The organism is Photorhabdus sp. RM96S (genome assembly GCF_042879335.1).
Classification (GTDB): domain Bacteria; phylum Pseudomonadota; class Gammaproteobacteria; order Enterobacterales; family Enterobacteriaceae; genus Photorhabdus; species Photorhabdus kayaii.
On sequence record NZ_JBHFKT010000010.1, the window covers coordinates 99,288 to 119,584 of the forward strand.

Annotated in this window: 16 protein-coding genes and 1 pseudogene; 8 read left to right on the forward strand and 9 right to left on the reverse strand. The window is 40.5% G+C overall.

Going from position 1 to position 20,297, the window contains the following annotated elements:
* The first annotated feature begins 148 nt into the window (after positions 1 to 148).
* From ACGF49_RS08435 to ACGF49_RS08450, 4 genes are all read left to right on the forward strand, one after another.
* Entirely contained in the window at positions 149 to 1,864 is a 1,716-nt protein-coding gene (locus ACGF49_RS08435; protein WP_387490537.1) for an ABC transporter ATP-binding protein, read from the forward strand.
* Entirely contained in the window at positions 1,861 to 3,513 is a 1,653-nt protein-coding gene (locus tag ACGF49_RS08440) for an ATP-binding cassette domain-containing protein (protein ID WP_387490540.1), read from the forward strand. The genes ACGF49_RS08435 and ACGF49_RS08440 overlap by 4 nt, the downstream gene beginning before the upstream one ends.
* Before the next feature lie 91 nt (positions 3,514 to 3,604).
* Positions 3,605 to 3,871, forward strand: a complete 267-nt coding sequence (locus ACGF49_RS08445) for an antitoxin of toxin-antitoxin stability system (protein WP_387490543.1) — start codon at positions 3,605 to 3,607, stop codon at positions 3,869 to 3,871.
* A 118-nt stretch (positions 3,872 to 3,989) separates the two neighbouring features.
* Positions 3,990 to 5,165 (forward strand): alpha/beta hydrolase, encoded by a 1,176-nt coding sequence (locus tag ACGF49_RS08450; RefSeq protein ID WP_113041046.1) that lies wholly within the window; start codon positions 3,990 to 3,992, stop codon positions 5,163 to 5,165.
* A gap of 13 nt (positions 5,166 to 5,178) precedes the next feature.
* Here ACGF49_RS08450 and ACGF49_RS08455 read toward each other — a convergent pair whose 3' ends face one another.
* The 9 genes from ACGF49_RS08455 to ACGF49_RS08495 all read right to left on the reverse strand — a co-directional run bounded on the left by ACGF49_RS08455 (position 5,179) and on the right by ACGF49_RS08495 (position 16,299).
* Complete coding sequence (locus tag ACGF49_RS08455) at positions 5,179 to 5,409, reverse strand: phosphopantetheine-binding protein (RefSeq protein WP_113041045.1); 231 nt, start codon at positions 5,407 to 5,409, stop codon at positions 5,179 to 5,181.
* A 34-nt stretch (positions 5,410 to 5,443) separates the two neighbouring features.
* Positions 5,444 to 6,667 carry an ABC transporter permease gene (locus ACGF49_RS08460; RefSeq protein WP_113041124.1) on the reverse strand — a complete coding sequence of 408 codons (1,224 nt, stop codon included), beginning with the start codon at positions 6,665 to 6,667 and terminating at the stop codon, positions 5,444 to 5,446.
* 2 nt (positions 6,668 to 6,669) lie between these two features.
* The gene (locus tag ACGF49_RS08465; RefSeq protein WP_113041044.1) at positions 6,670 to 7,335 is read right to left on the reverse strand and encodes an ABC transporter ATP-binding protein; all 666 of its coding nucleotides are present in this window, start codon (positions 7,333 to 7,335) and stop codon (positions 6,670 to 6,672) included.
* Complete coding sequence (locus ACGF49_RS08470; RefSeq protein ID WP_113041123.1) at positions 7,319 to 8,476, reverse strand: efflux RND transporter periplasmic adaptor subunit; 1,158 nt, start codon at positions 8,474 to 8,476, stop codon at positions 7,319 to 7,321. Before ACGF49_RS08470 ends, ACGF49_RS08465 begins: the two co-directional genes overlap by 17 nt.
* A gap of 24 nt (positions 8,477 to 8,500) precedes the next feature.
* Complete coding sequence (locus ACGF49_RS08475; protein ID WP_113041043.1) at positions 8,501 to 12,892, reverse strand: condensation domain-containing protein; 4,392 nt, start codon at positions 12,890 to 12,892, stop codon at positions 8,501 to 8,503.
* A gap of 17 nt (positions 12,893 to 12,909) precedes the next feature.
* Positions 12,910 to 13,404 carry a hypothetical protein gene (locus ACGF49_RS08480; protein ID WP_113041042.1) on the reverse strand — a complete coding sequence of 165 codons (495 nt, stop codon included), beginning with the start codon at positions 13,402 to 13,404 and terminating at the stop codon, positions 12,910 to 12,912.
* Positions 13,401 to 14,411, reverse strand: coding sequence for a hypothetical protein (locus ACGF49_RS08485; protein WP_113041041.1), 1,011 nt, complete (start codon positions 14,409 to 14,411; stop codon positions 13,401 to 13,403). Before ACGF49_RS08485 ends, ACGF49_RS08480 begins: the two co-directional genes overlap by 4 nt.
* Before the next feature lie 625 nt (positions 14,412 to 15,036).
* Positions 15,037 to 15,159 (reverse strand): hypothetical protein, encoded by a 123-nt coding sequence (locus tag ACGF49_RS08490; RefSeq protein WP_262405103.1) that lies wholly within the window; start codon positions 15,157 to 15,159, stop codon positions 15,037 to 15,039.
* A gap of 75 nt (positions 15,160 to 15,234) precedes the next feature.
* Positions 15,235 to 16,299, reverse strand: coding sequence for a radical SAM protein (locus ACGF49_RS08495; protein WP_113041040.1), 1,065 nt, complete (start codon positions 16,297 to 16,299; stop codon positions 15,235 to 15,237).
* 253 nt (positions 16,300 to 16,552) lie between these two features.
* On the opposite strand from ACGF49_RS08495, the gene ACGF49_RS08500 reads away from it, so the two are divergent.
* The 4 genes and pseudogenes from ACGF49_RS08500 (at position 16,553) to ACGF49_RS08515 (ending at position 20,292) form a co-directional block, all read left to right on the forward strand.
* Positions 16,553 to 18,187 (forward strand): (2,3-dihydroxybenzoyl)adenylate synthase, encoded by a 1,635-nt coding sequence (locus tag ACGF49_RS08500; protein WP_113041039.1) that lies wholly within the window; start codon positions 16,553 to 16,555, stop codon positions 18,185 to 18,187.
* Positions 18,188 to 18,209: 22 nt separating this feature from the next.
* Positions 18,210 to 18,830: pseudogene (locus tag ACGF49_RS08505) on the forward strand (isochorismatase family protein); the annotation flags it as partial.
* 70 nt (positions 18,831 to 18,900) lie between these two features.
* Positions 18,901 to 19,671 carry a 2,3-dihydro-2,3-dihydroxybenzoate dehydrogenase gene (dhbA, locus tag ACGF49_RS08510; protein ID WP_262978158.1) on the forward strand — a complete coding sequence of 257 codons (771 nt, stop codon included), beginning with the start codon at positions 18,901 to 18,903 and terminating at the stop codon, positions 19,669 to 19,671.
* A gap of 168 nt (positions 19,672 to 19,839) precedes the next feature.
* Entirely contained in the window at positions 19,840 to 20,292 is a 453-nt protein-coding gene (locus ACGF49_RS08515) for a DUF441 domain-containing protein (RefSeq protein WP_113041036.1), read from the forward strand.
* Positions 20,293 to 20,297: the final 5 nt, after the last annotated feature.

Consider the following 20,297-nt stretch of genomic DNA (forward strand, 5'->3'; position numbering starts at 1 on the left):
CGATAATTGCATTTTACTAAATGTGAACTAGATCTTGCTGTTGTGATCTATCTGTTATTAATAACTTTGATGTTGGCTGCATACACTGATATTGCAAATAACATCTCTAATTTGAATGAGGTGCCATAACCTAAAGATGAAAAGTGTCATGTCAAAGAATTTAACTGTATGGCGGATACTGCTACAGAGTGCCGTACCATTTAAGGGGACAGTTGTATGTGCGTTTTTGGCCTTAACCGTTACATTATCGTGCGATCTAAGCGGTCCTTATATTATCAGGAATTATGTTGATAAGGCGACATCAGGAACGACTGTTGATCAACTTATCATGTTGGCAATCATTTATGTTTTTATTGCGTCGATTGGTGTTATCGGTAGTCTGGTAACCAGTTACATGAGCACCAAAGCTGGTTGGGGTATTGCTGATACCATTAGATATAAGCTCTTTCACCATGTGATGACAGTTTTACCTGTATTGGAAATAGAACGGCGATCACAGGGAGAATTGCTGGAAAATATCGAAGGTAATGCTGATATTATAGGAAAAACGATTTCTAAAGCAGGCTTTAAGGCCATTGCTAATTTAGCGCTGACACTAGGGACATTGGTCATTATATTCAGCGTCATGCCTCAGGCTGGTATTGCCATAGCAATCGTCGTCATACTCGTGGCGTATGTGTTAATTCAGTTAACCAGACTTTCTGTTCGTCGTTGGCTAATTGCGCGAAATGAAAAAGCTCGAATCTTTGGTTTTGTCGGTGATTCATTACATGCAATGGATGATTTACAGCCATTGTCGCAGGCGCATTGGCCTGCCATTGCATTTCGTAAGATGTTGTCAATATTGCTCAAATTTGAACGCAGTGCTTATATTGGCGGCCGGGCTTTTTGGCCAATTACCCAGATCTTCTTTGCACTCTGTTTCGGTATAGGTTTTGGTTTTGGGCTTCAATTACTTGGTGAGAACAGCTTAAGTATCGGTACATTAACGATGGTTTATCTCTACGTTGATAAACTTCGGGAGCCGGTGGAGGATATGTCATCGGAAATAGAGCTGATACAGAAATTATTTGCTGCTTTGTCACTTTCGGCAAAAATGTTAAATGAAGGCGCCCCTGATAAATCATCGGATAATTTATTGCCTGATGGTCCTCTCGCTATCCATTTCGATAATGTTGATTTCAGTTATAACGGAGAAGAAACGCAGGTTTTGCACGGCGTTAATTTTTACGTCGCTCCGGGGAGTAAAATTGGCATTATTGGTAGAACGGGGGCGGGAAAAAGTACCATTCTTAATTTGATGTGTGGATTTGCGCGACCCGATTCAGGAAGAGTGACCATTGGCAATGTCGATGTCTCAACGATTAAGCCGGAAGAGTTTGCGAAAAAGATTGCTGTTCTTAGTCAACGTTCTCATCTGTTTTCCACAACATTGCGGGAAAATTTAACGCTTTTCAGTAATGAAATATCTGATGATCAAATTTGGGAGGTTCTTCAAGAATTAGATGCGCTTGAATGGGTGAAGGCACTGCCAGATGGCCTTGATACACAGGTTGGTACTCATGGTCTGATGCTATCAGCAGGAGAAATTCAAATGATAGCGGGTGCCAGGGTGATGTTACAGCATTGCTCGTTGGTTATTATTGATGAAGGAACTTCTCAACTTGATCCCCGAACGGAAGAGAGTTGGCTGAAATTGCTTGAAAAGTTAAGTCACAATTGCACTGTCGTGATGGTCGCACATCGCCTTCACACACTTTCGGTCGTTGATGAAATTATCATTATCGATGATGGGCGGATTCAACAGCGAGTCCCCGAAGCCGAAATTGCAACGTTAACGAGCAATCATGGACTCATGGTATGACTATATCCAACGTATCAACTAAGCTTAAAATGTTACCAGCCTTGATTGAGCTGATAAAAAAGTTTGCTCCGCTCTATTTCATTACCATGTTCGTGTGGACACTGATGCATGGTTTTCCTCTATTGATTGGTTACTTAATCAGTAAATTACTCGATAGAGCGATGAATGAGCCAACTAACCCTGTTGTCTGGTGGTTGCTTGCCTCTGCAATTGCCACAATGGTCTTGCGATCACTGTTTTTGTTCCTGGGGTTAACCTTTGATTTTACGTTAATCTTTAAAGTCAGTGCTTACCTGAAAGAGCGGGTTTTATGGGGAGTAAGCCATTGTTCCCGTAATCAGAGACAGACTTTTTCTCAAGGCGATATTCTGAACCGTATTCGTGATGATAGTGATGAAATTGCGGAGTTTCTAAGTTGGACCTCTGATTTTATTTACCGCGCATTACTTTTAATTATCGCATTAGTTGTGCTTATCAACACTGACATAATAACCACACTTGCTCTTATGCCTATGGTTGTGGGTCTTTGGGTCGGGGCGATACTTAAACGCAAGGTAGGGAATTTACAGAAGAGTAAACGTCAATCGCAAGGGGACATTGCCGGTAAGATTACTGATGTCTTAACGGGTATACGCGATCTGCGCCTTGGCAACAAAATGGAGGGGCAGGTTGAGCGGTTGTCGCAGAAATTTGTCAATCGACGGGCGATTCAAGCTAAACATCAGGTATTTACTGACCTTCTTTCTGGGCTGTTCAAAAATATTGTCATACTTGGAACGTCGGCTGTTTTATTGATAGTGAGTAAACGGATCGTTGATGGCAGTTTTACTGTAGGGAATCTGGCACTATTTTTGACCTATATCGGTTGGATCAGTGAACAGATACTCTTCTTTGGTCGGTCGGTTGCCTATTACAAAAATGCAGATGTGTGTTATGGCCGAATCAGACAGTTTCTGGCAAATAAAGTAGATAAAAAAGAGAGCAAAGAATATGGGCGAGATGAAATCCTGCATAAGCTAAGTGTTAATCATCTAGCTTATTCGAAAACTCAGCCCCCTGTTTCGTTTGAGGCAACGGCTAATCAGGTTATTGGCATTGTCGGTGATATTGGTTCGGGTAAAACCACCTTTTTGCGTTACCTTATTGGTCTGGAAAAATCCAGTTCCGGCAGTGTACTTTGGAATAACAGAGAGGTTCTGGGCAATGAAAACTGGTGGCGGAATCCACGTATCGGATATGCCAGACAGAAAGCGGGGTTTTTTGGTGGAACCGTAAGGCAAAACCTCGCGTTGGGTGATAAGGATATCGATGATGATGTCATGGTACGGGCGCTGGAGGCGGTAGGTTTGACACCCGGCTCATATGAATTGCCAGAAGGACTCGATACCGTTATTAACTCTGGCAGTGCCGGTCAATTATCTGGCGGCCAGCGTCAACGTTTGGCATTGGCCCGGATGTTATGTCGTCCCGCTGACGTTTATATTGTTGATAACTGCGATTCATCATTAGATACGGATACGGCCCGTCGTTTATGGTCTACCTTACCTGAGTGCTGGCCCGGTCTGTGGATTGTTGTTTCACAAAATGCGGATCTTCTCGCTAAGGCGGACCATATTGTTACCGTTCAACGGCGGAGAGAAATAGCATAATCCATTGGATATCCACTCCTGGCTAAGTCGGTAGGAGTGGATGTCAATAATGAAATGGTATATATTTTTTTATATCAAACGAGGAGGGACTATGGGTAAACAAGCTGTTTTTACTATGAAACTTGAATCAGATCTGCGTGATCACTTTATGGCTGCTACGGCAGCAGAATACCGCCCAGCTTCTCAAGTTGTCCGTGAACTGATGCGTGAATATGTCCAGCGTCATAAATATCGTGCTTTCCTTCAGGGAAAGGTTGATATCGCACGCCAATCTGTAAAAGAGAGTAATGGTGTTGAACATAGCGACGTAAAAGCGATTTTTGCGGCTCGGAGAGAACAGGTTAAGGCTCGTAAGTGAACGTGATTTGGACACTCAGGCGTTATCGACTGGTTTATCAGAACTATCTGGATTTTAACTTTGGTACATACATCAGTACATACATCACGGTTGTGGCCGCAATAAGTTGAGTAATTACATGCTTATTAAGAATTTAATTGTCACATTGGAAGGTGAAATACAGATATTAATAACCACATTGCTTAATGAGCAATGGGAAGCAGCCAGGGAATTAATGAATGAATCATTGCGTATGGCGGCTGATGATTTGGCTTTAACTGTATTGGCAGACAGTTTGTGTAACTCAGATATCGATATTATTTATCAGCAGCAAGGTGCTTGTCATCTGCGGCTAAATACTCTTAATGGAAAGTTTAATCTTTATATTGGGATTAAAGATCGGCAAATTAATTCTCTCTCGTTATCTCGATGCCCAATACCTGATGCGTATGCAAAACAGGGTATTTTTATCGAAAAAACGTTAAAGACGTTTGGTCTTAGAGATGTCCCGGATGGTTTGGTATGTTTGCCATCACCCTATAATGATGCCAAAGCACTTGTATTATTGCTTGCGGGTTCTGGTCCGCATTCGATGGATTATGATGTTGGGCCTAATCCACTGTTTCGTATGTTGGCACATGAATTAAGTCAATATGGAATTGCGAGTGTACGTTTTGACAAACGTTATTACCGTATCCGGCAGAGAAATATGAACCCTGAGGTTGTCGATCTCAATACGGAAATTGTTGACGATGCTTGTAATATTCTGGCCGGTTTGATGGGACATATTGAATTTCACGATGTGCCAGTATTTCTGGTTGGGCACAGTTTCGGCGGATATGTCAGCCCATTAATTGCAAAGAACTTACAGCAAAAATCGGGTTTAAATGTTGCGGGTATTGCGATGTTGGCGGCGCCTTTCCGTAATTTACTCCGGGTGATTTTATCCCAATTACCCTGTGGGAAAGAGCAAGATACAGTATCTCTTGAGCGCTTTTTGTCAGTGCCAGATAGTTATCTCAAACAGATTGAGAATTATCATGCATTTGACTGCTTAAACAGCTTGCCTGCAATGCCGTTATTTTTTGCCCAGGGAGATCAGGATTTCCAGATTTTGCATAATGTTGATTTCACGATGTGGAAAACGGCACTGCAAAATAATAGGCAGGCTGAGTTCAAACTCTACTCTGGATTGAATCATATTTTATTGCCTACAACAGGATGTGATGGTGGAGAGGATTATTTGCAGCCAGGTCAGATACCGGAGCAGGTAATTGCGGATCTGTCTGCGTGGATCATCCACCATTCATCATGAAATAATGAAAGCGCTATTCATCTCTTGCGAGCAGTTTGACCCAATCGTTAATTGTCGGCCATCGCGCTAAATCTGCAAAGTTGACTGGATACCCCGCACATTTTAGCTGATCAACCAGCATCAGCATTTTTATCGAATCGAAACCGATATCAAAAAGATTTTCATCCTCCGGTATTATTTCTGCTTCCGGGTGAAGCGCTCTGATTTCTCGATGTAAAATTTCATAGATAAGCTGATTTTTCATTGTGTCTCCAAAAAGTTTTATGAAACAAAACAAGTTACAATTCTCTGATACCTTCGATTGGCGCTGATGCGGCGGCGCGATGTGATGGATATACACCAAACACTACGGTGATAAAGCAGGCTGCTAGGGATGCGAGTAAAAAGGAGTAGAAAGAGAAACCAACCGCAATATCAAATAGTAATAAAATTCTGAAACCGATAAATGAGCATAATAATCCTAATAATGTTCCCAATAATGAAATTAAAAATGCTTCGGTAAGAAACTGGTAAAAAATATCGGAATAACTTGCCCCTACAGCAAGCCGTATACCAATCTCTCTTCTACGTTCTTTAACACTGATTAAAATCGTATTCATAACACTGACGCCCGCAACAAAGAGGGTCACTGATGATATTGACAGTAGGAAAAGATTAATTTTTGACTGGGTCTCATGCAACGTTTTCAACAACTCGGTGGTATTACGTACCTCATAGCTTTGTTGATGTTTAAACCGTGACAACCGTTGTTCAACAGCATATTTAACCGGCTCAATATGAGAGGCATCTTTGGCTTTCAACATCATACCGCCAGGAGGTGTATGGCCGAACAGCCGTACCAAATAGCTGTTGCCTGGCAAAAATGCGGCATCATCGACGCCTGCATCCATGCCTTCGCCTTTCTGTGTCAGGATACCGATAACTTGCATTGAGATGTCGTTGATCTTGATGCTCTGCTCAAATGCGGTTTCTTTTTGTGGAAAGAGTCGTTCGGCCAGAGATGCTCCCAAAACCACGACATTTGCCAAGGCAGCATCGTCTTGTGGTGTGTAAAAACGTCCGCGATCAATCACCAGATTACGGATAATCGCGATATCTGCATTAGCGCCAATCAATTGAGCATCAGCAGAACCTTGTGGCGAAACTATTGTTCCTGGCGCAGTATAAAATAGAGTGCTGTGGCTGATATGCGGATTACCTGAAAGTGACGTTATATCCTCTTGCGTCAGATAATTATTATGGGAATCGAAAGCGCCGTTTTTTTGTCCCTTGTATTTTACTGAAATGATATTACTTCCCATTGAAGAAACCATCTTAACAATATGATGCTTAGTTTCTGTACCAATTGCTTGCATGATCACAATCGAAGCTACCCCGATGGCAATGCATAATAGAGTCAAGAAGACTCGTGTTTTATGAGCGGTAAGAGAGCGTACCGCCATTTTGAGGTTGAACAGGATAACGGTTAAATAAGCATTGAATTTTAAGGTTATTTTACTCATGCTCATTGAGCCACCAAAGAACCACTGTCCAGATATAGCCGGCGTTTGGCATATTTGGCAACAACTTGGTCATGTGTTACTAGAATGATGCCGCATCCATTGTGATGTAATTCAGTAAAAAGTTGCATGAGGTTGGTCGCATTAGTGGTATCTAACGCGCCGGTAGGTTCATCAGCAATAATAAACTTTGGATTGTTGATCAAAGCGCGAGCGACAGCAACGCGTTGCTGTTCTCCCCCTGATAGATGGCGCGGGTATTTATCTAATAAATTGTCAAGCTGGAGACGATCGATTAAGTAACGGAAATGTTCTCTGTCATAATTGAAGTTTCTTTTTAGGTAGTACATGGGCATCAAGATATTTTCATCAATGCGGTAGTTTTCCAGCAGGTTATAATTTTGAAAAACAAAGCCAAAATATTTTCGCCGTAAAAGCGCCAATGAGTGAATCTTTTGCTGAGTTACCGTGAGATCGTTAATAAGATATTCTCCCGCACTGGCGATATCCAAAAGCCCTATTATATTCAATAAGGTACTTTTCCCTGAACCGGAGCGACCAAGAATAGCAACATAATCATTCTGGTCTATGGTTAAGCAAATATCTTTCAGGACAAGATGTTGTTTACTCTCATTACCGTAGGTTTTGCAGATATTATTTAGTGTTATCATTTTGGCTCTTCCCAAGATTATCTTGTTTGGAAAGTACAACGATCTGCTCGTTATTTTGCAATCCGCTGACAACGACTGAACGTCTTCCATTGTTATGACCGATCAATAATTTTCTTACTACGATGTTTCCATCTTTCATCTCACGTAAAAAATAGGTAGTTAGATTATCGTTCAAAGGTTGATGCCGCTTATTATTCAGTATATCACTGGGTATGGTCACTACGCCGGTGCTTTCGTGGGTCACAATAGTGACATCCGCACTCATACTGGGTTTAAGCAGGAAATTATCATTAGGTACATCAAATAGCACGGTATAATAAACAGCGTTATTAATGAGATCGGGCTTATACATAATCTTCTTAACATTACCGTGCCATATATGCTGATTTGTACTATAGATCTTGAAGGAAGCTTTTTGCCCCGTCACGATTTGGTTAATATCTGCTTCGGAAACTTTTGCATAAACAGTCATATTTTTGAGGTCGGCAATTTGCATGAGAACCGGTGTCTGTTGATTGACATTTAGCGTTTGCCCGGGGTCAACATGAATTGCAGTCACTACGCCGGCAATCGGCGAATAGATTTGGGTATAACTGAGGCTGACTTCTTCACTATGCAAAATATGTTCATTTTGCCTGATGTCTGCTTTGAGGCTTTCAATTCTTGCTTGGCTTTTTTTGACGCCAAAAGCAGCCTCATCCAGTAGTTGCTGGCTGGTTGCGGAGTGCAGGTTAAGCTCTCTTTGGCGCTTTTCCGTGATGACCAGAAGCTGATAAGTGTATTGTTCCTCCTGCAACATGGCTCGCAATTTTTCTAGTCGCGCTCGGCTTGCCTCAACTTTAGTACGATAAAAAGTATCATCAATGCTAGCGACCCGCTTACCTGCTTCAACGATATCCCCGACTTCAACATATAACTTGGTTAACTGGCCTGAGATTTGGCTACCAACATTGACCTGACGGGTTGGTTGTACAACACCGGCAGCATTTACCGTAGTAATAACATCACCTAACGTTCCGGTGATGATTTGTTCTGTCATCACCGTAGATGTCTCTTTTTGGCTAAAGTTGTTATAAGCCACGGCAAGAAAAGCGATCATGATGATAGTGATAACAACCCATTTCTTTTTTTTGACCAGCACAATCAGCATCCATTTTACCATTTGTTATCGTTCCGTATCGCCAGGCATCAGGTCATGCTGAGTGCCTATGCAATCCAATAAATCAATCAAAAACAGCCCCATGTCGCTGATGATATCTTCAGAGAAAATATCATCATCGTAGAGCCATTCCAGACCTATCCCAGTTGGCAAATTGATCAGTTCGAGCGCGATATCTCCTTTAGGCTTGAGCCCCTTGATTTTTTCTTTGGTACAACGGGTTTCACCAAGATATAAACCGGTTTCAAACCCTATTTGAGAAGAAAAATAATAAGTGACTTCCGGCAATTGCATACCGTGGTGGTGATGGAGATGTTGTTTCAAATAGGCCAGTGAGATATTGGAATGAGTATTCGCGTCTGCCAGAAAATCGCGGACATACCTGGATACGTTAATCAGCGAAGTTTCCGCAGTAACGTAGGGCAGCAGTAGTGTGGTTGCGAAGCTACCAACACTGTCAAACGGTATGGGAGGAACGCGGTTGGCACAAGGAATACCTATGATAATCTCATCTTTATTGAGTAATGAGTTAATGGTCATCAGAAATGCGCCAATCACAATATGTTCTAGAGTCACCGCATATTTTTTCTGCGTGCTGGATAGTGCGGCAATTAATTGTGGAGACAACGGCATTGAATAACGTCGGCCTCGGACCCTAAGATGAGCTTCCGATGAATCATTATTTTGTCCGGCAACCGAAAGGACGTTGAACAATTTTTCTGTCCAAAAATTTAATGTTTCGTCTGACATGCGCTGATTAATGAGATTAATGCTTGTTTCCGTCGCGGCTTCAATCTTTGGTACATTATCTGCGTAAGCAGAAGATAATTTTTGCAACACATGAGCAATCGACATCCCGTCACAAAATGCATGATGAAAATTTAATAAAAGGTAGTGCTTATGTTCTGCTATTTTTAATAACTTAAAATATACCGGTGGATTATCCTGTAATTCCATCGGTTTAAATGCCATATCATTTAAGATTTTGCGGAATGAAATTTCAATATTGATGCCGGTAGCATAAGTTAAATCGATATATTCGAAAGGCAGGTTCTCTTCAATAACGGGTGAGAGGGTTAAAGAGAGTTGCCCATCTATTATGGTGACTCTTTGGCAGAGGGCAGGGAAATATTGCATGATATACAGCAAAGCGTAACGTAATTTCTTTAAATCAATCTCGCCGGTCAGATGATAATATAGTGGGATATTATGAGCGCCGGAACGATTAGAGATAGTATCGATGATCCAATAATACTGGTCGTGTTGTTCTGTCAGGCAAGTGCTATTTTTATCGATTAAAACTGGTATTTGCCCTTGTTGAATGACAGATTGTAATAGATAACCTAATCTAGGGGTGTGATAGAAATCTTCCAGGTGAATAGAACAATTAAAACGTTGCTGGATCTTGTTAATTAATAATAATGCTTTAAGCGAAGTACCGCCAGCGTCAAAGAAATTAGTCTCTTCATCAACAATGCCATCGCTATCGCCAAAAACTTCCCGCCATAAAGCGAAAAATATTTCTCGTTTTTCGTCTTTAATTTGCGAAATATTATCTTCTTTATTCAACTCTGATATTGTAACAGAATTGTTGGATGATGATAATTCGACAATAAAAGGTACCTGTAATTTTGGATAACATCCACGCAAAAATGAGACGATTTCGTGACGTGTGATTGAGCATGATCTATCAGGTATAAATATATTAATATATTGGTACCCCGTTTCATTTTCTTTTATTGCTAAATGAATATCATCAATATTAATCGCCGCTGTAAGTAATTTTTGCATTTCATCCAGATCGACACGTTTCCCGTCAATTTTATGCTCTTTATCCAGACGGCCAATGAAATTTAAATTACCTTGGGCATCGTAAAATCCACGGTCTCCGGTTAAATAATAGATTTCTCCATCGTTCAACTGTAAGAATTTACGTGAAGTTGACTGATTATCATTAATATATCCGGTACAGATAGAATCGCCACGGATGCATATTTCTCCACTACTGCCATTAATTATCTTATCAGTTCCATATTCGCGAATAACGATAGTGGTATTTGCTAGCGCTTTACCAATGATATTACCGGGTTGAAATTTATCATCTATTTTGTGACTGCTAGCCACAACGCAACATTCTGTTGGGCCATAAGAGTTAATCAAGGAAATACCGCATCCTACTTTTTCCAACCAATGATGAATGGCTTTATCCATTGCTAGATCGCCACCGATAATTGTCATTCTAATCGAAGGTGCGAGTTCTTTAATGGCTGAATGTAGGAAAAAGACAATTTGATGCCAATAATTGGTAGGAAAATTAACTATAGTGACCGATTGTGCATGGCAAAATGAAAATAGTGTCTCCAGTTCAACGATCATATTATCATTGACAATGGCTAATGTGGCGCTTTGATAAAAACATCCGAACACCTCTTCAATATAAGCATCGAAAACGGGGGTGCTGAAATTGAGAATAACGTCATCTTGTTTAATATCATACTGCTCTGTCATTGCCGCCAAATAGGCATAAAGCCCCTTAAACGTTATCGGTACTGCTTTCGGTACACCTGTGGTGCCTGATGTGAAAAAGATATAGGCTTCGTCTTCTTGAGTTGCGGGACGTTTTATATCATGCCCCAGAAATATCTCGGAAGGGCGAGTTTCTATATCTTCGATAAAGAGAATGTGCGTATTATTAACATCGTTTACTTTTTCATGGTAATGACGAGCAGTGATTAATAAAGAAATATTCAGGCTACTTAATATATTATTTATCTCTTCTTGCCCAAATGTCATATTGATTGGGACAAAACATAATCCCGCCGTATGGATGGATAATATGGATAATAAGGAATCCACCCCTCTGGGCAATAATACGGCGACCCTTCGGTTTTGTAGTGGGCAGGATAATAGCAATTGACTGAAAGTGGATAATTTGCGGTAAAGTTCACGGTAATTAAGGCAATGCACGACGTTTATTTCTGCTTGATCCCCATAAATGACTGATTTTTTATCCGGCGATACTGCAACTATTTGTGCTATTCGACCAATAATATTCTCTTTGATAGGGTGATTAACGACAATATTTTCTGGGTTATCTAGGCTAGATATAATATTATCCATTGGTTCAATTGCTTTATATTTCCCCCAATATGTCTCAACCGTTTCATTAATATTTTCTGCAATCGTACTATAAATACGTAAATAATCGTCGATTAGAGTATGGGCGGCAAAATGACTATACAGGCGGCTTCCCACATCCAATTCAACTAATGCTGATTTCCCATCAGGAGAAAACCGGATGTTAATACCATAATTATTGACTGCGCCGGAAGTCATACAACCGCGAATGGCGCGATTATCTTTCATAAGATCATGTTCAAGTTCATGTAGCAGATTAACATAGGGAGCGGCAGTAAATTGATCTGCTCGACTGATTGCTTCATCATTTAAATCATTTATATCAATACGGCTATGTTTGCTATGCAGACTAATTTGCAACTGCATTGCTACGAGGATCTGTTTTATTGTTGCCTGCGGGGCCAAAGAAACCATCACAGGCAAGGTGTTCATTGCCGGGCGATAATAGCGGTACTCTCCTTTATCATGTCGGTTAGAGAAGGGTAAGTTGATGATACTTGTTGATAAGCGATCTCGTTTGGTCATTTGCAGACATAGAGCCAGTATCATCATTAATTTATCATTAAAGGTAAAACCACCGTTATTTGCGGTGAGCGGCCGGCTTACTTTAATTGCTTTTGAGGGAAATAGGCGTTTACGGGCATAATCCTCTAATTTGGGCAGTTGGTTGAGGTAATTATTCCAATACTCTTTGTTGTTGGCATAATGCACGTTTGCTTTATATTTAACTTCGTCAAGGTAAGCCTGATAGGTAAAAATAGCCGCTGATGTTGGGTGGAATGTTTGTTGTTCATAGCAAGACAAAACATCATGAATTAACTGACCTATGCCCCAATAATCTGTGGCAATATGGTGAGCGATGATTCCCCAGAAATAGCACCCAACATCATTAAAGTAAAGATAATGCCTTATCGTCACGCCCTTTTCAGGCGCTAGCGGTTGAGTTGTTCTCTTTGCAAAATCCGCTTTTGCCGCTGGTTCTACTGTTGGCTCTGACAGTTTTATTGGTATAACTTCGACCGATGTAGATCCCTTCTCCTGAAAAATATTGTGTTCAGCAATACGGTAACGTAAGGAAAAACCATCATTGAAGTGATGAATGGTTATAATGGCCTGCTTCAATCTTGCCAAACTAATATTATCACTGAAACTGACGAATTCACCGACATTGAAGACAGACTTATCGTCAGCAACAGTGTTAGCAATAGCTAAACGGAGCTGTGTATAATTCAACGGCCAATAATTGTCACTATATTCCATTATTTTGCGGCTCCACGCTATATTTTACCTTGTAACTCGCCCTTTATTTTTTCAAAAATAGATTCATCTATGCATAACCCAATATTATCTTCTGAGCTAAAGCAGATCAGAGGGCGTTTACTTACACGCAGAATAAAATATTTGTTTTGTCCCTTGTGGTAGTATCCAGACGAATAATGAATAATATGTATACCATTACTTCGACTAAAATCTTCCAAGGAAACGCCTTCTTCCTGGTGTAATGAGGAAATAACCCATTCGTGTGAATATACCCCGGACTTCATCAATAATTTTCCTTCCTTGACCACGGCTTTATTTGATAACAGTTGATAGCCTATAAATAAGGTAATGATGACAAAGAGCGTTGTCGCAATACTTGCCGCCAGCTTATTGGGATTGCTGTTACTGAGCCAGTATGGTACAGGCAGAAAAACTAAAGCGATCAGGACGAGCATCGCGACATTCATTAATATGACTTTGAAGTCTGGATTTAATCCCACGATATTATTCATGCTGCTGCCATTCCTAAAGATAATTCGGTAAAGAGATGAATCACTTCTTTGCGTTCTTCGCGGGTTGCGGGCAGATTGATATAACCACATTTTTGCGCCGCAAACAGACAAGCGGTGATTTCTCTTCTGACAGCTTCTTTGACCAGTGTATCGACCATTTCTTGGTTGTTATAGAGTCTGGCAAGATGAAGAGAAGCCGTGCCGGTTGAAAGGTCGCTATGATCAATTTTGGGTAAATAATTTGCCATACATACAGTAACCGCTACTTGTACCGCCAGGCTCAAGTAAGCTGCTACGTTAACTGCCGCAGCCGCGTTCACCGCTGCGACAACTCGGGTGCCAACAGCTACGTTAACCGCAGCAACGACATTTGCCCCTACCACAAGGCGAGCAATCTCAATACTGGTATCATCTTCACGGTTTAAGGGTTCCAGAATTTCCTTCAGCCGGATAAGAGGAGGAGTGTCTGTATCTTGGAACTGATAGGATTCGATGTGTTGTTTAAAATGTGCGACAAGACTGGCATCTTGATTGAGATGGTGATTGATTCGACTTCTCAGACTTGAACCCCTTTCGTTTAAACCATAGGTTTTTAAGTGGGAAAAGAGCGCTTCATAGTCGTTGGTTTTTACCGCATTCATTAAGTCTTTGTCATAAGTGATGAATAGCAGTAATTCCTCTGCGGAACCGGGGCTCACGATATCTTTGTCTATGCCAAATTCAGTCAGCACTTTTTCCGGTGATTCCCGATATTCTAATGCTAAATTGGGCTGTTGTTGTAGGGTTTCCCAGAATCGGTTATAGGTGATGATCTCTTCCCAAACTTCAACCGGGAGTTTGGCGTTTGACATTGACAGCCTTAGCTTATTTTCTTCAACCTCCCCCGGAGAGAGTAATGAACGTGGCACGCCAAACAGGCGGTTGCTATCAGTGCTAGCATTGACGGTGGGTATGACACTGCCAATAGCTGCACCGGCAGCCACGCCAATAAATGTACGTCTTTTCATAATTCGTTCCTTTATAAGTTAACGGAATTCTTTTTTTATTGAGCTTTATATAAGATAATATATAACCTTTCCTTATTAACTGCCTATCCCAATAGGGCTATTTTATTTGCCCTTCTTTGCCATAAAGAGCGAACCTGGGCAGTGCTCAAAATCCTCACGTACTACGTGTACGCTCCGGTTTTTCCGCGCTGTCCGTGTTCACTGTTCATTGATAAGAATGGCCTGCAACAATTACGCCTATTGAGATAGGCTCTAAGCTTCTTCATTACTGAGATAATTTCATGAAATAATTATCTAACTGATATTTCTTGCCTGCGATATTAATTGTAAGTATATATTGTGATGACCATAACAGTATTTGGGTATGGCATCTAATACTCAATGGGAAAACATATACCCGCCATCTTTCAAGTTGCCTCTTTGTTGGATTCACTCCCTTGCCGTCGCGATCCATCTTGAAATCCATAGGGTGTAGAATAATTTATCCTCTGTTCGATTAAAGGTTAGACGGTACTAACTATTAGCTGGATGGTGACATTTTGCAATAGATTAGTTGATTAAATTTATATTTTGAGCGTTTAGACTAAATATGTCTTGCGACAAAATACCCTTATTTAGAGTCCGATCACAAAATAACAAGTAAAAATATTCCTAAAGAAGAATAAAGTATTTCCTTTCCTTGATTACCACTATACCCGTCATCTTTCAAGCTGCCTCTTTGTTGGCTGCACTCGCTCACCCCGGTCACATCGTTATCTATGCTCCCGAGGATTCGCTCCCTTGCCGTCGCGATCCATCTTGAAATCCATAGGGTATATATTTTTCATTCCTCAGTTAAATTAATGGCATTTTTTTCTGCTGAGTAGTAGATGAGATCCAGCCGTTCTTTAGCGTTAAATTTCTTTATTACCGGAATAATTTCTTTGTGATAATTATCTAACAGATTCCGGCGTGTCTTTTCGTCTTTATGCAAATGAGCACAAGCTTGGCAAGGATGAACGATTTTTTCTAGATCAATGCTGCTATTCTGTGGGCGATATTTTTTTAGGATCTTGTATGGCCCCTCAGTTCTTAACCAGACTTTCATAAAGTCTTCTTCCTGACCTTTAAAAATCTGAGATACATCGCCTCCTTGCAAACGGCCAAGTTTCATTTCGGGGATATGCTCTAATGTCAGCCCACAGCAAGCGGAAATTTCACCGTGTGGTGTCAGTACAATATTTTCAAAGACTTGATCGCACCCTTTTGCCAGTTGCTGATCCCGGTTTGGAACATCTTTTCGTTCTTCGCTGGTGTCATAGAACGGCATCCAGGTATTTCGCTGTAAGTTAATTTTGTTTTTTTCTTTCAGTCGCTTAATAACAGGATTCTGGGTGATTTGCGTTGCAATGGCGGAATCAAAGGTATCCTGTTCTACTGTAATCAGTGTTGTGATATTTTGTTCGGCCAATGCTTCTGCCGCGGTCACTACGCTGTCAAGGGGAATCCATTCACTGTGATCTTTCCCTGTACTGATGTTCATCTCTGTGATGCCAGCATCTATTAAGTCTTGGGCGATTTTTTGCGCCTTTTCTCTATTTTTTCCCCAATAACCGTTAGTCACGCAACGAGTTAATAAGCCGTGATCTGAGGCAAAGCGAATGGCTTCAATCAGATCTTTACCTAGCAGGAAACACTCCCCACCACTGAAAACAACTAACTTTAGCCCTGGAAAATTAGCTTTTGAGTGTGCAATAAATTGTTTAATTTCATCCAGGCTTAAACGCGCTTTTACCGAGGGGTTACATTCAAAACAACATTCTTTGCAAGCAGCATTGCAAGTATATGTTGTGATTACGGTGGCGGTGTTCGGATATTTTTCCCAATATCCAGGAGGAAAGCATGACATAATTTACCCTTGTTGGATTAAAGGTTGTACGTTACTAACTATTAGCAATATGATTTTATTTTGCAATATATTAGGTAATTAAATTTGTATTTTGAGCGCTTGCACTAGGTATGATTTGTTACGAAATGAATTTATTTAGAAGCAGCTCACAAAATAGGGTTAGAAATATTTCTGGTTGAGGATAAAGTAAATAGGTATAAACAGTAATCGACGATTTTTCAAGGTATTGAATATTATTGTAAGGAATAAAATCATGTCTATTGAATTTACACCCTGGCCGGTTGAATTAGCAGAACATTATCGTGAAAAGGGGTATTGGCTTGGTAAACCCTTAACTGACATACTTTATAAACAATGTCAGAGACAACCTGAAGCAATAGCAATTATCTGTGGTGACCGTAAATTTAGTTATCATCAACTTGATCAACAATCATCTGCATTAGCCATAAATTTAATGTTAGCGGGAATAAAGAGAGGTGATACTGCTATCGTACAATTGCCAAATATAGCTGAATTTTATATTACATTTTTTGCGCTACTGAAAATGGGGGTAGTACCTATTAATGCATTATTTAGCCATAATAAATTAGAGTTACTTGCTTATGCGCAACAAATTGATCCAAGTCTGATTGTACTTTCGTCAGAGCATTCACTTTTACAGAATAATGATTTCCTGGAGCAATTAAAGACACATTGTCCACGGTTAAGGAATATCGTCATTGATGGTCGCAAAATACAATATACTAATGAATTATATACCAATGAATTAAAGCCGTGGTTAGAGCCAATAAATTTACCTTTGAATTTTGAGACGACACGTTCAGATGAAGTCGCTTTTTTTCAACTTTCAGGTGGGAGCACTGGGACACCTAAATTAATTCCAAGGACGCATGACGATTACTATTATAGTGTGAGACGCAGTGTTGAAATTTGTGAGTTGACACAACAGACCCGTTATCTTTGTGCTTTGCCGGCGCAACATAATTATCCATTGAGTTCTCCGGGGGCGCTTGGCGTATTTTATGCGGGTGGTTGTGTCATATTAGCAACAGATCCTGGGCCTACGACCTGCTTTCCACTCATACGTGAACATAAAGTAACAATGACCTCACTGGTGCCATCGGCTGTTGCGTTATGGATTCAGACAATGAGGAAATACGAATATTCACTAGAAAGTCTTCGGCTATTACAAGTCGGTGGAGCAAAGTTAAGTGAAAGTGTGGCGCGAGTGATACCGAAACTTTTTTCATGTAAGTTGCAACAGATCTTTGGTATGGCCGAAGGGTTGGTATGTTATACCCGGCTTAATGACGATGATGAACGTATATTTACCACTCAGGGGTGCCCAATGAGTGAAGATGATGAGATACGTATCGTTGATGATCAAGGCAATATCCAAGCGCCAGGTTCGGCGGGTATGTTAATCATTCGTGGGCCATATACATTCCGGGGATATTATAAAAGTCCAGAGCACAATGCGAAGGTGTTTGATAAAGAAGGTTTTTATTATTCCGGTGATTTAGCCTATATGACGAAAGAGGGTTATGTGTGTATTGTCGGACGTGAGAAAGATCAAATTAATCGCGGTGGTGAAAAAATTGCTTCGGAAGAAATTGAATCTTTGTTACTCAAACATGAAGGTGTTATCCATAGCGCTTTGGTTTCGATGCCTGATCCTCTGATGGGAGAAAAAAGTTGTGCTTTTATTGTGGTGGCTGATCCGAATATAAACACGTTGCAACTGAGGAAATATTTAAGGGGAATGGGGATTGCTGAATATAAATTGCCTGATCGTTTCGAGATTATTGATGTTATGCCTGTTACACCAGTCGGAAAGATTGATAAATTATTATTAAGAGAAATCATTCGAGACAAATTAGAAAGTTAATTAATGACATGAAGGTATTAAAATGACCATTCCATCATTGAAAAATTATATACTACCTCAGCCAAAAGATTTTCCAAGCAATAAAGCATCTTGGTTATTCGAACCCCATAGGGCAATTTTACTTATTCATGATATGCAGGATTATTTCTTGCAGTTTTTCGGTGATAATAGCCCTCTAATCAATAAATTAATTGAAAATATCCATTTGTTGAGAATGTTTTGTAAAGAAAAAGAGATTCCCATTATATATACAGCACAACCTAAAGTACAAAGTGATGAAGAGCGTGCATTACTTAATGATATATGGGGGGCTGGCTTGAATAGATCACCCCATTTACAGAATATTAGCCGTGCGTTGGCCCCTAATAATGATGATATTGTAATAGTTAAGTGTCGTTATAGTGCATTTCAACGCTCTTCGTTAGAAAAAAATATAAAAGACTTAGGTCGGGATCAATTAATTATTTGCGGGGTGTATGGACATATTGGTTGTATGATTACTGCGGTTGACGCATTCATGAGAGATATAAAGCCTTTTTTAGTGGGTGATGCGATAGCGGATTTTACACTTGAAGATCACCTCATGGCTTTAAAATATGTTGCTGAAAAATCAGGAATGGTTATGGGCACGAAAGAAATAATTTCATCAGTAAATTTCGATAAATCGAATTTATAAAAAATGCATAATAAATCGCCATTAAAGAACAAATAATATGAAAAATAAACAAAATTTACAAATGGATTTTAGCCATAAAACCATCTGGGTAACCGGGGCGGCACGTGGCATTGGCGAACAAATTGCCCGTGATTTTACTGCGCTTGGCGCTAACGTAATAGGTTTCGATCGCATCTTTGAGCAAGATAATTTGCCTTATCAATGTATACAACTCGATATCAGTGATCCAGAAAAGGTCGAAATGATTTGTTCCCAACAACTGTTTATCTCAGCCAAATTAGATATTCTGGTTAATGCTGCCGGTATATTGCAATTGGGAAATATTGATGAGCTAAATATTAGTGACTGGCATCGTTGTATTAATGTTAATGCTTCTGGGGCTTTTTATCTATTTCGCACAGTGATTCCCCATTTTAAACGTCAGCGCAGTGGCACTATTATCAGCGTCAGCTCTAATGCGGCACGTGTTCCACGTATGCAAATGGCGGCTTATTGTGCATCAAAATCAGCACTGACAAGTTTAACGCATTGTGTTGGGCTAGAACTCGCGCCGTTTGGTGTACGTTGTAATGTTGTATCGCCGGGTTCGACAGATACCCCTATGCAGCGTTCCATGTGGAAAACTGATGATGATGAAAAAAATATGATTAACGGGTATCCTGAGCAATATAAATTAGGTATTCCCCTCGGTAAGATTGCAAATGTTAATGAAATTTCACACACCGTACTTTTCTTGTCTTCTGATTTGGCAAGCCATATAACGCTACAGGATATTGTGGTCGATGGTGGTGCGACGTTAGCTTGTTAATTGTTTGAATTAATACGAAAATACCTGTCATTTTTGTAACATAAGGAAAAATTGCCCTAGCCTAATAGGATTAATACCCTATGGATTTCAAGATGCATCGCGGCGGCAAGGGAGTGCAGCCAACAAAGAAGCAACTTGAAAGATAACGGGTATAGGGTATTGAAATCTATGAGTCATCTCGATCCTACTTTACTGGTGCTGCTAGTGTTGGCCGCACTGGGTATCATCAGCCACAACATGACTGTCACTCTTGCAATGCTGCTCTTGCTGGTTATCCGTATAACGCCACTGAATCATTTTTTCCCGTGGGTGGAAAAATATGGGTTGACTATCGGTGTACTTATTTTGACCGTGGGAGTAATGGCTCCTATCGCCAGTGGAAAAATTACGGTACAAGCTGTCCTCAACTCGTTTATGAGTTGGAAATCGTTACTCGCGATAGTGATAGGTGTATTAGTGTCATGGTTGGGTAGCCGGGGTATTTCACTCATGTCTAATCAGCCATCGACAGTTGCGGGTTTGCTGGTGGGGACGGTATTGGGTGTTGCCCTGTTTAAAGGTGTTCCTGTGGGGCCGCTGATTGCAGCGGGGATTTTGTCATTATTGATTGGTAAATCATAGCCGTT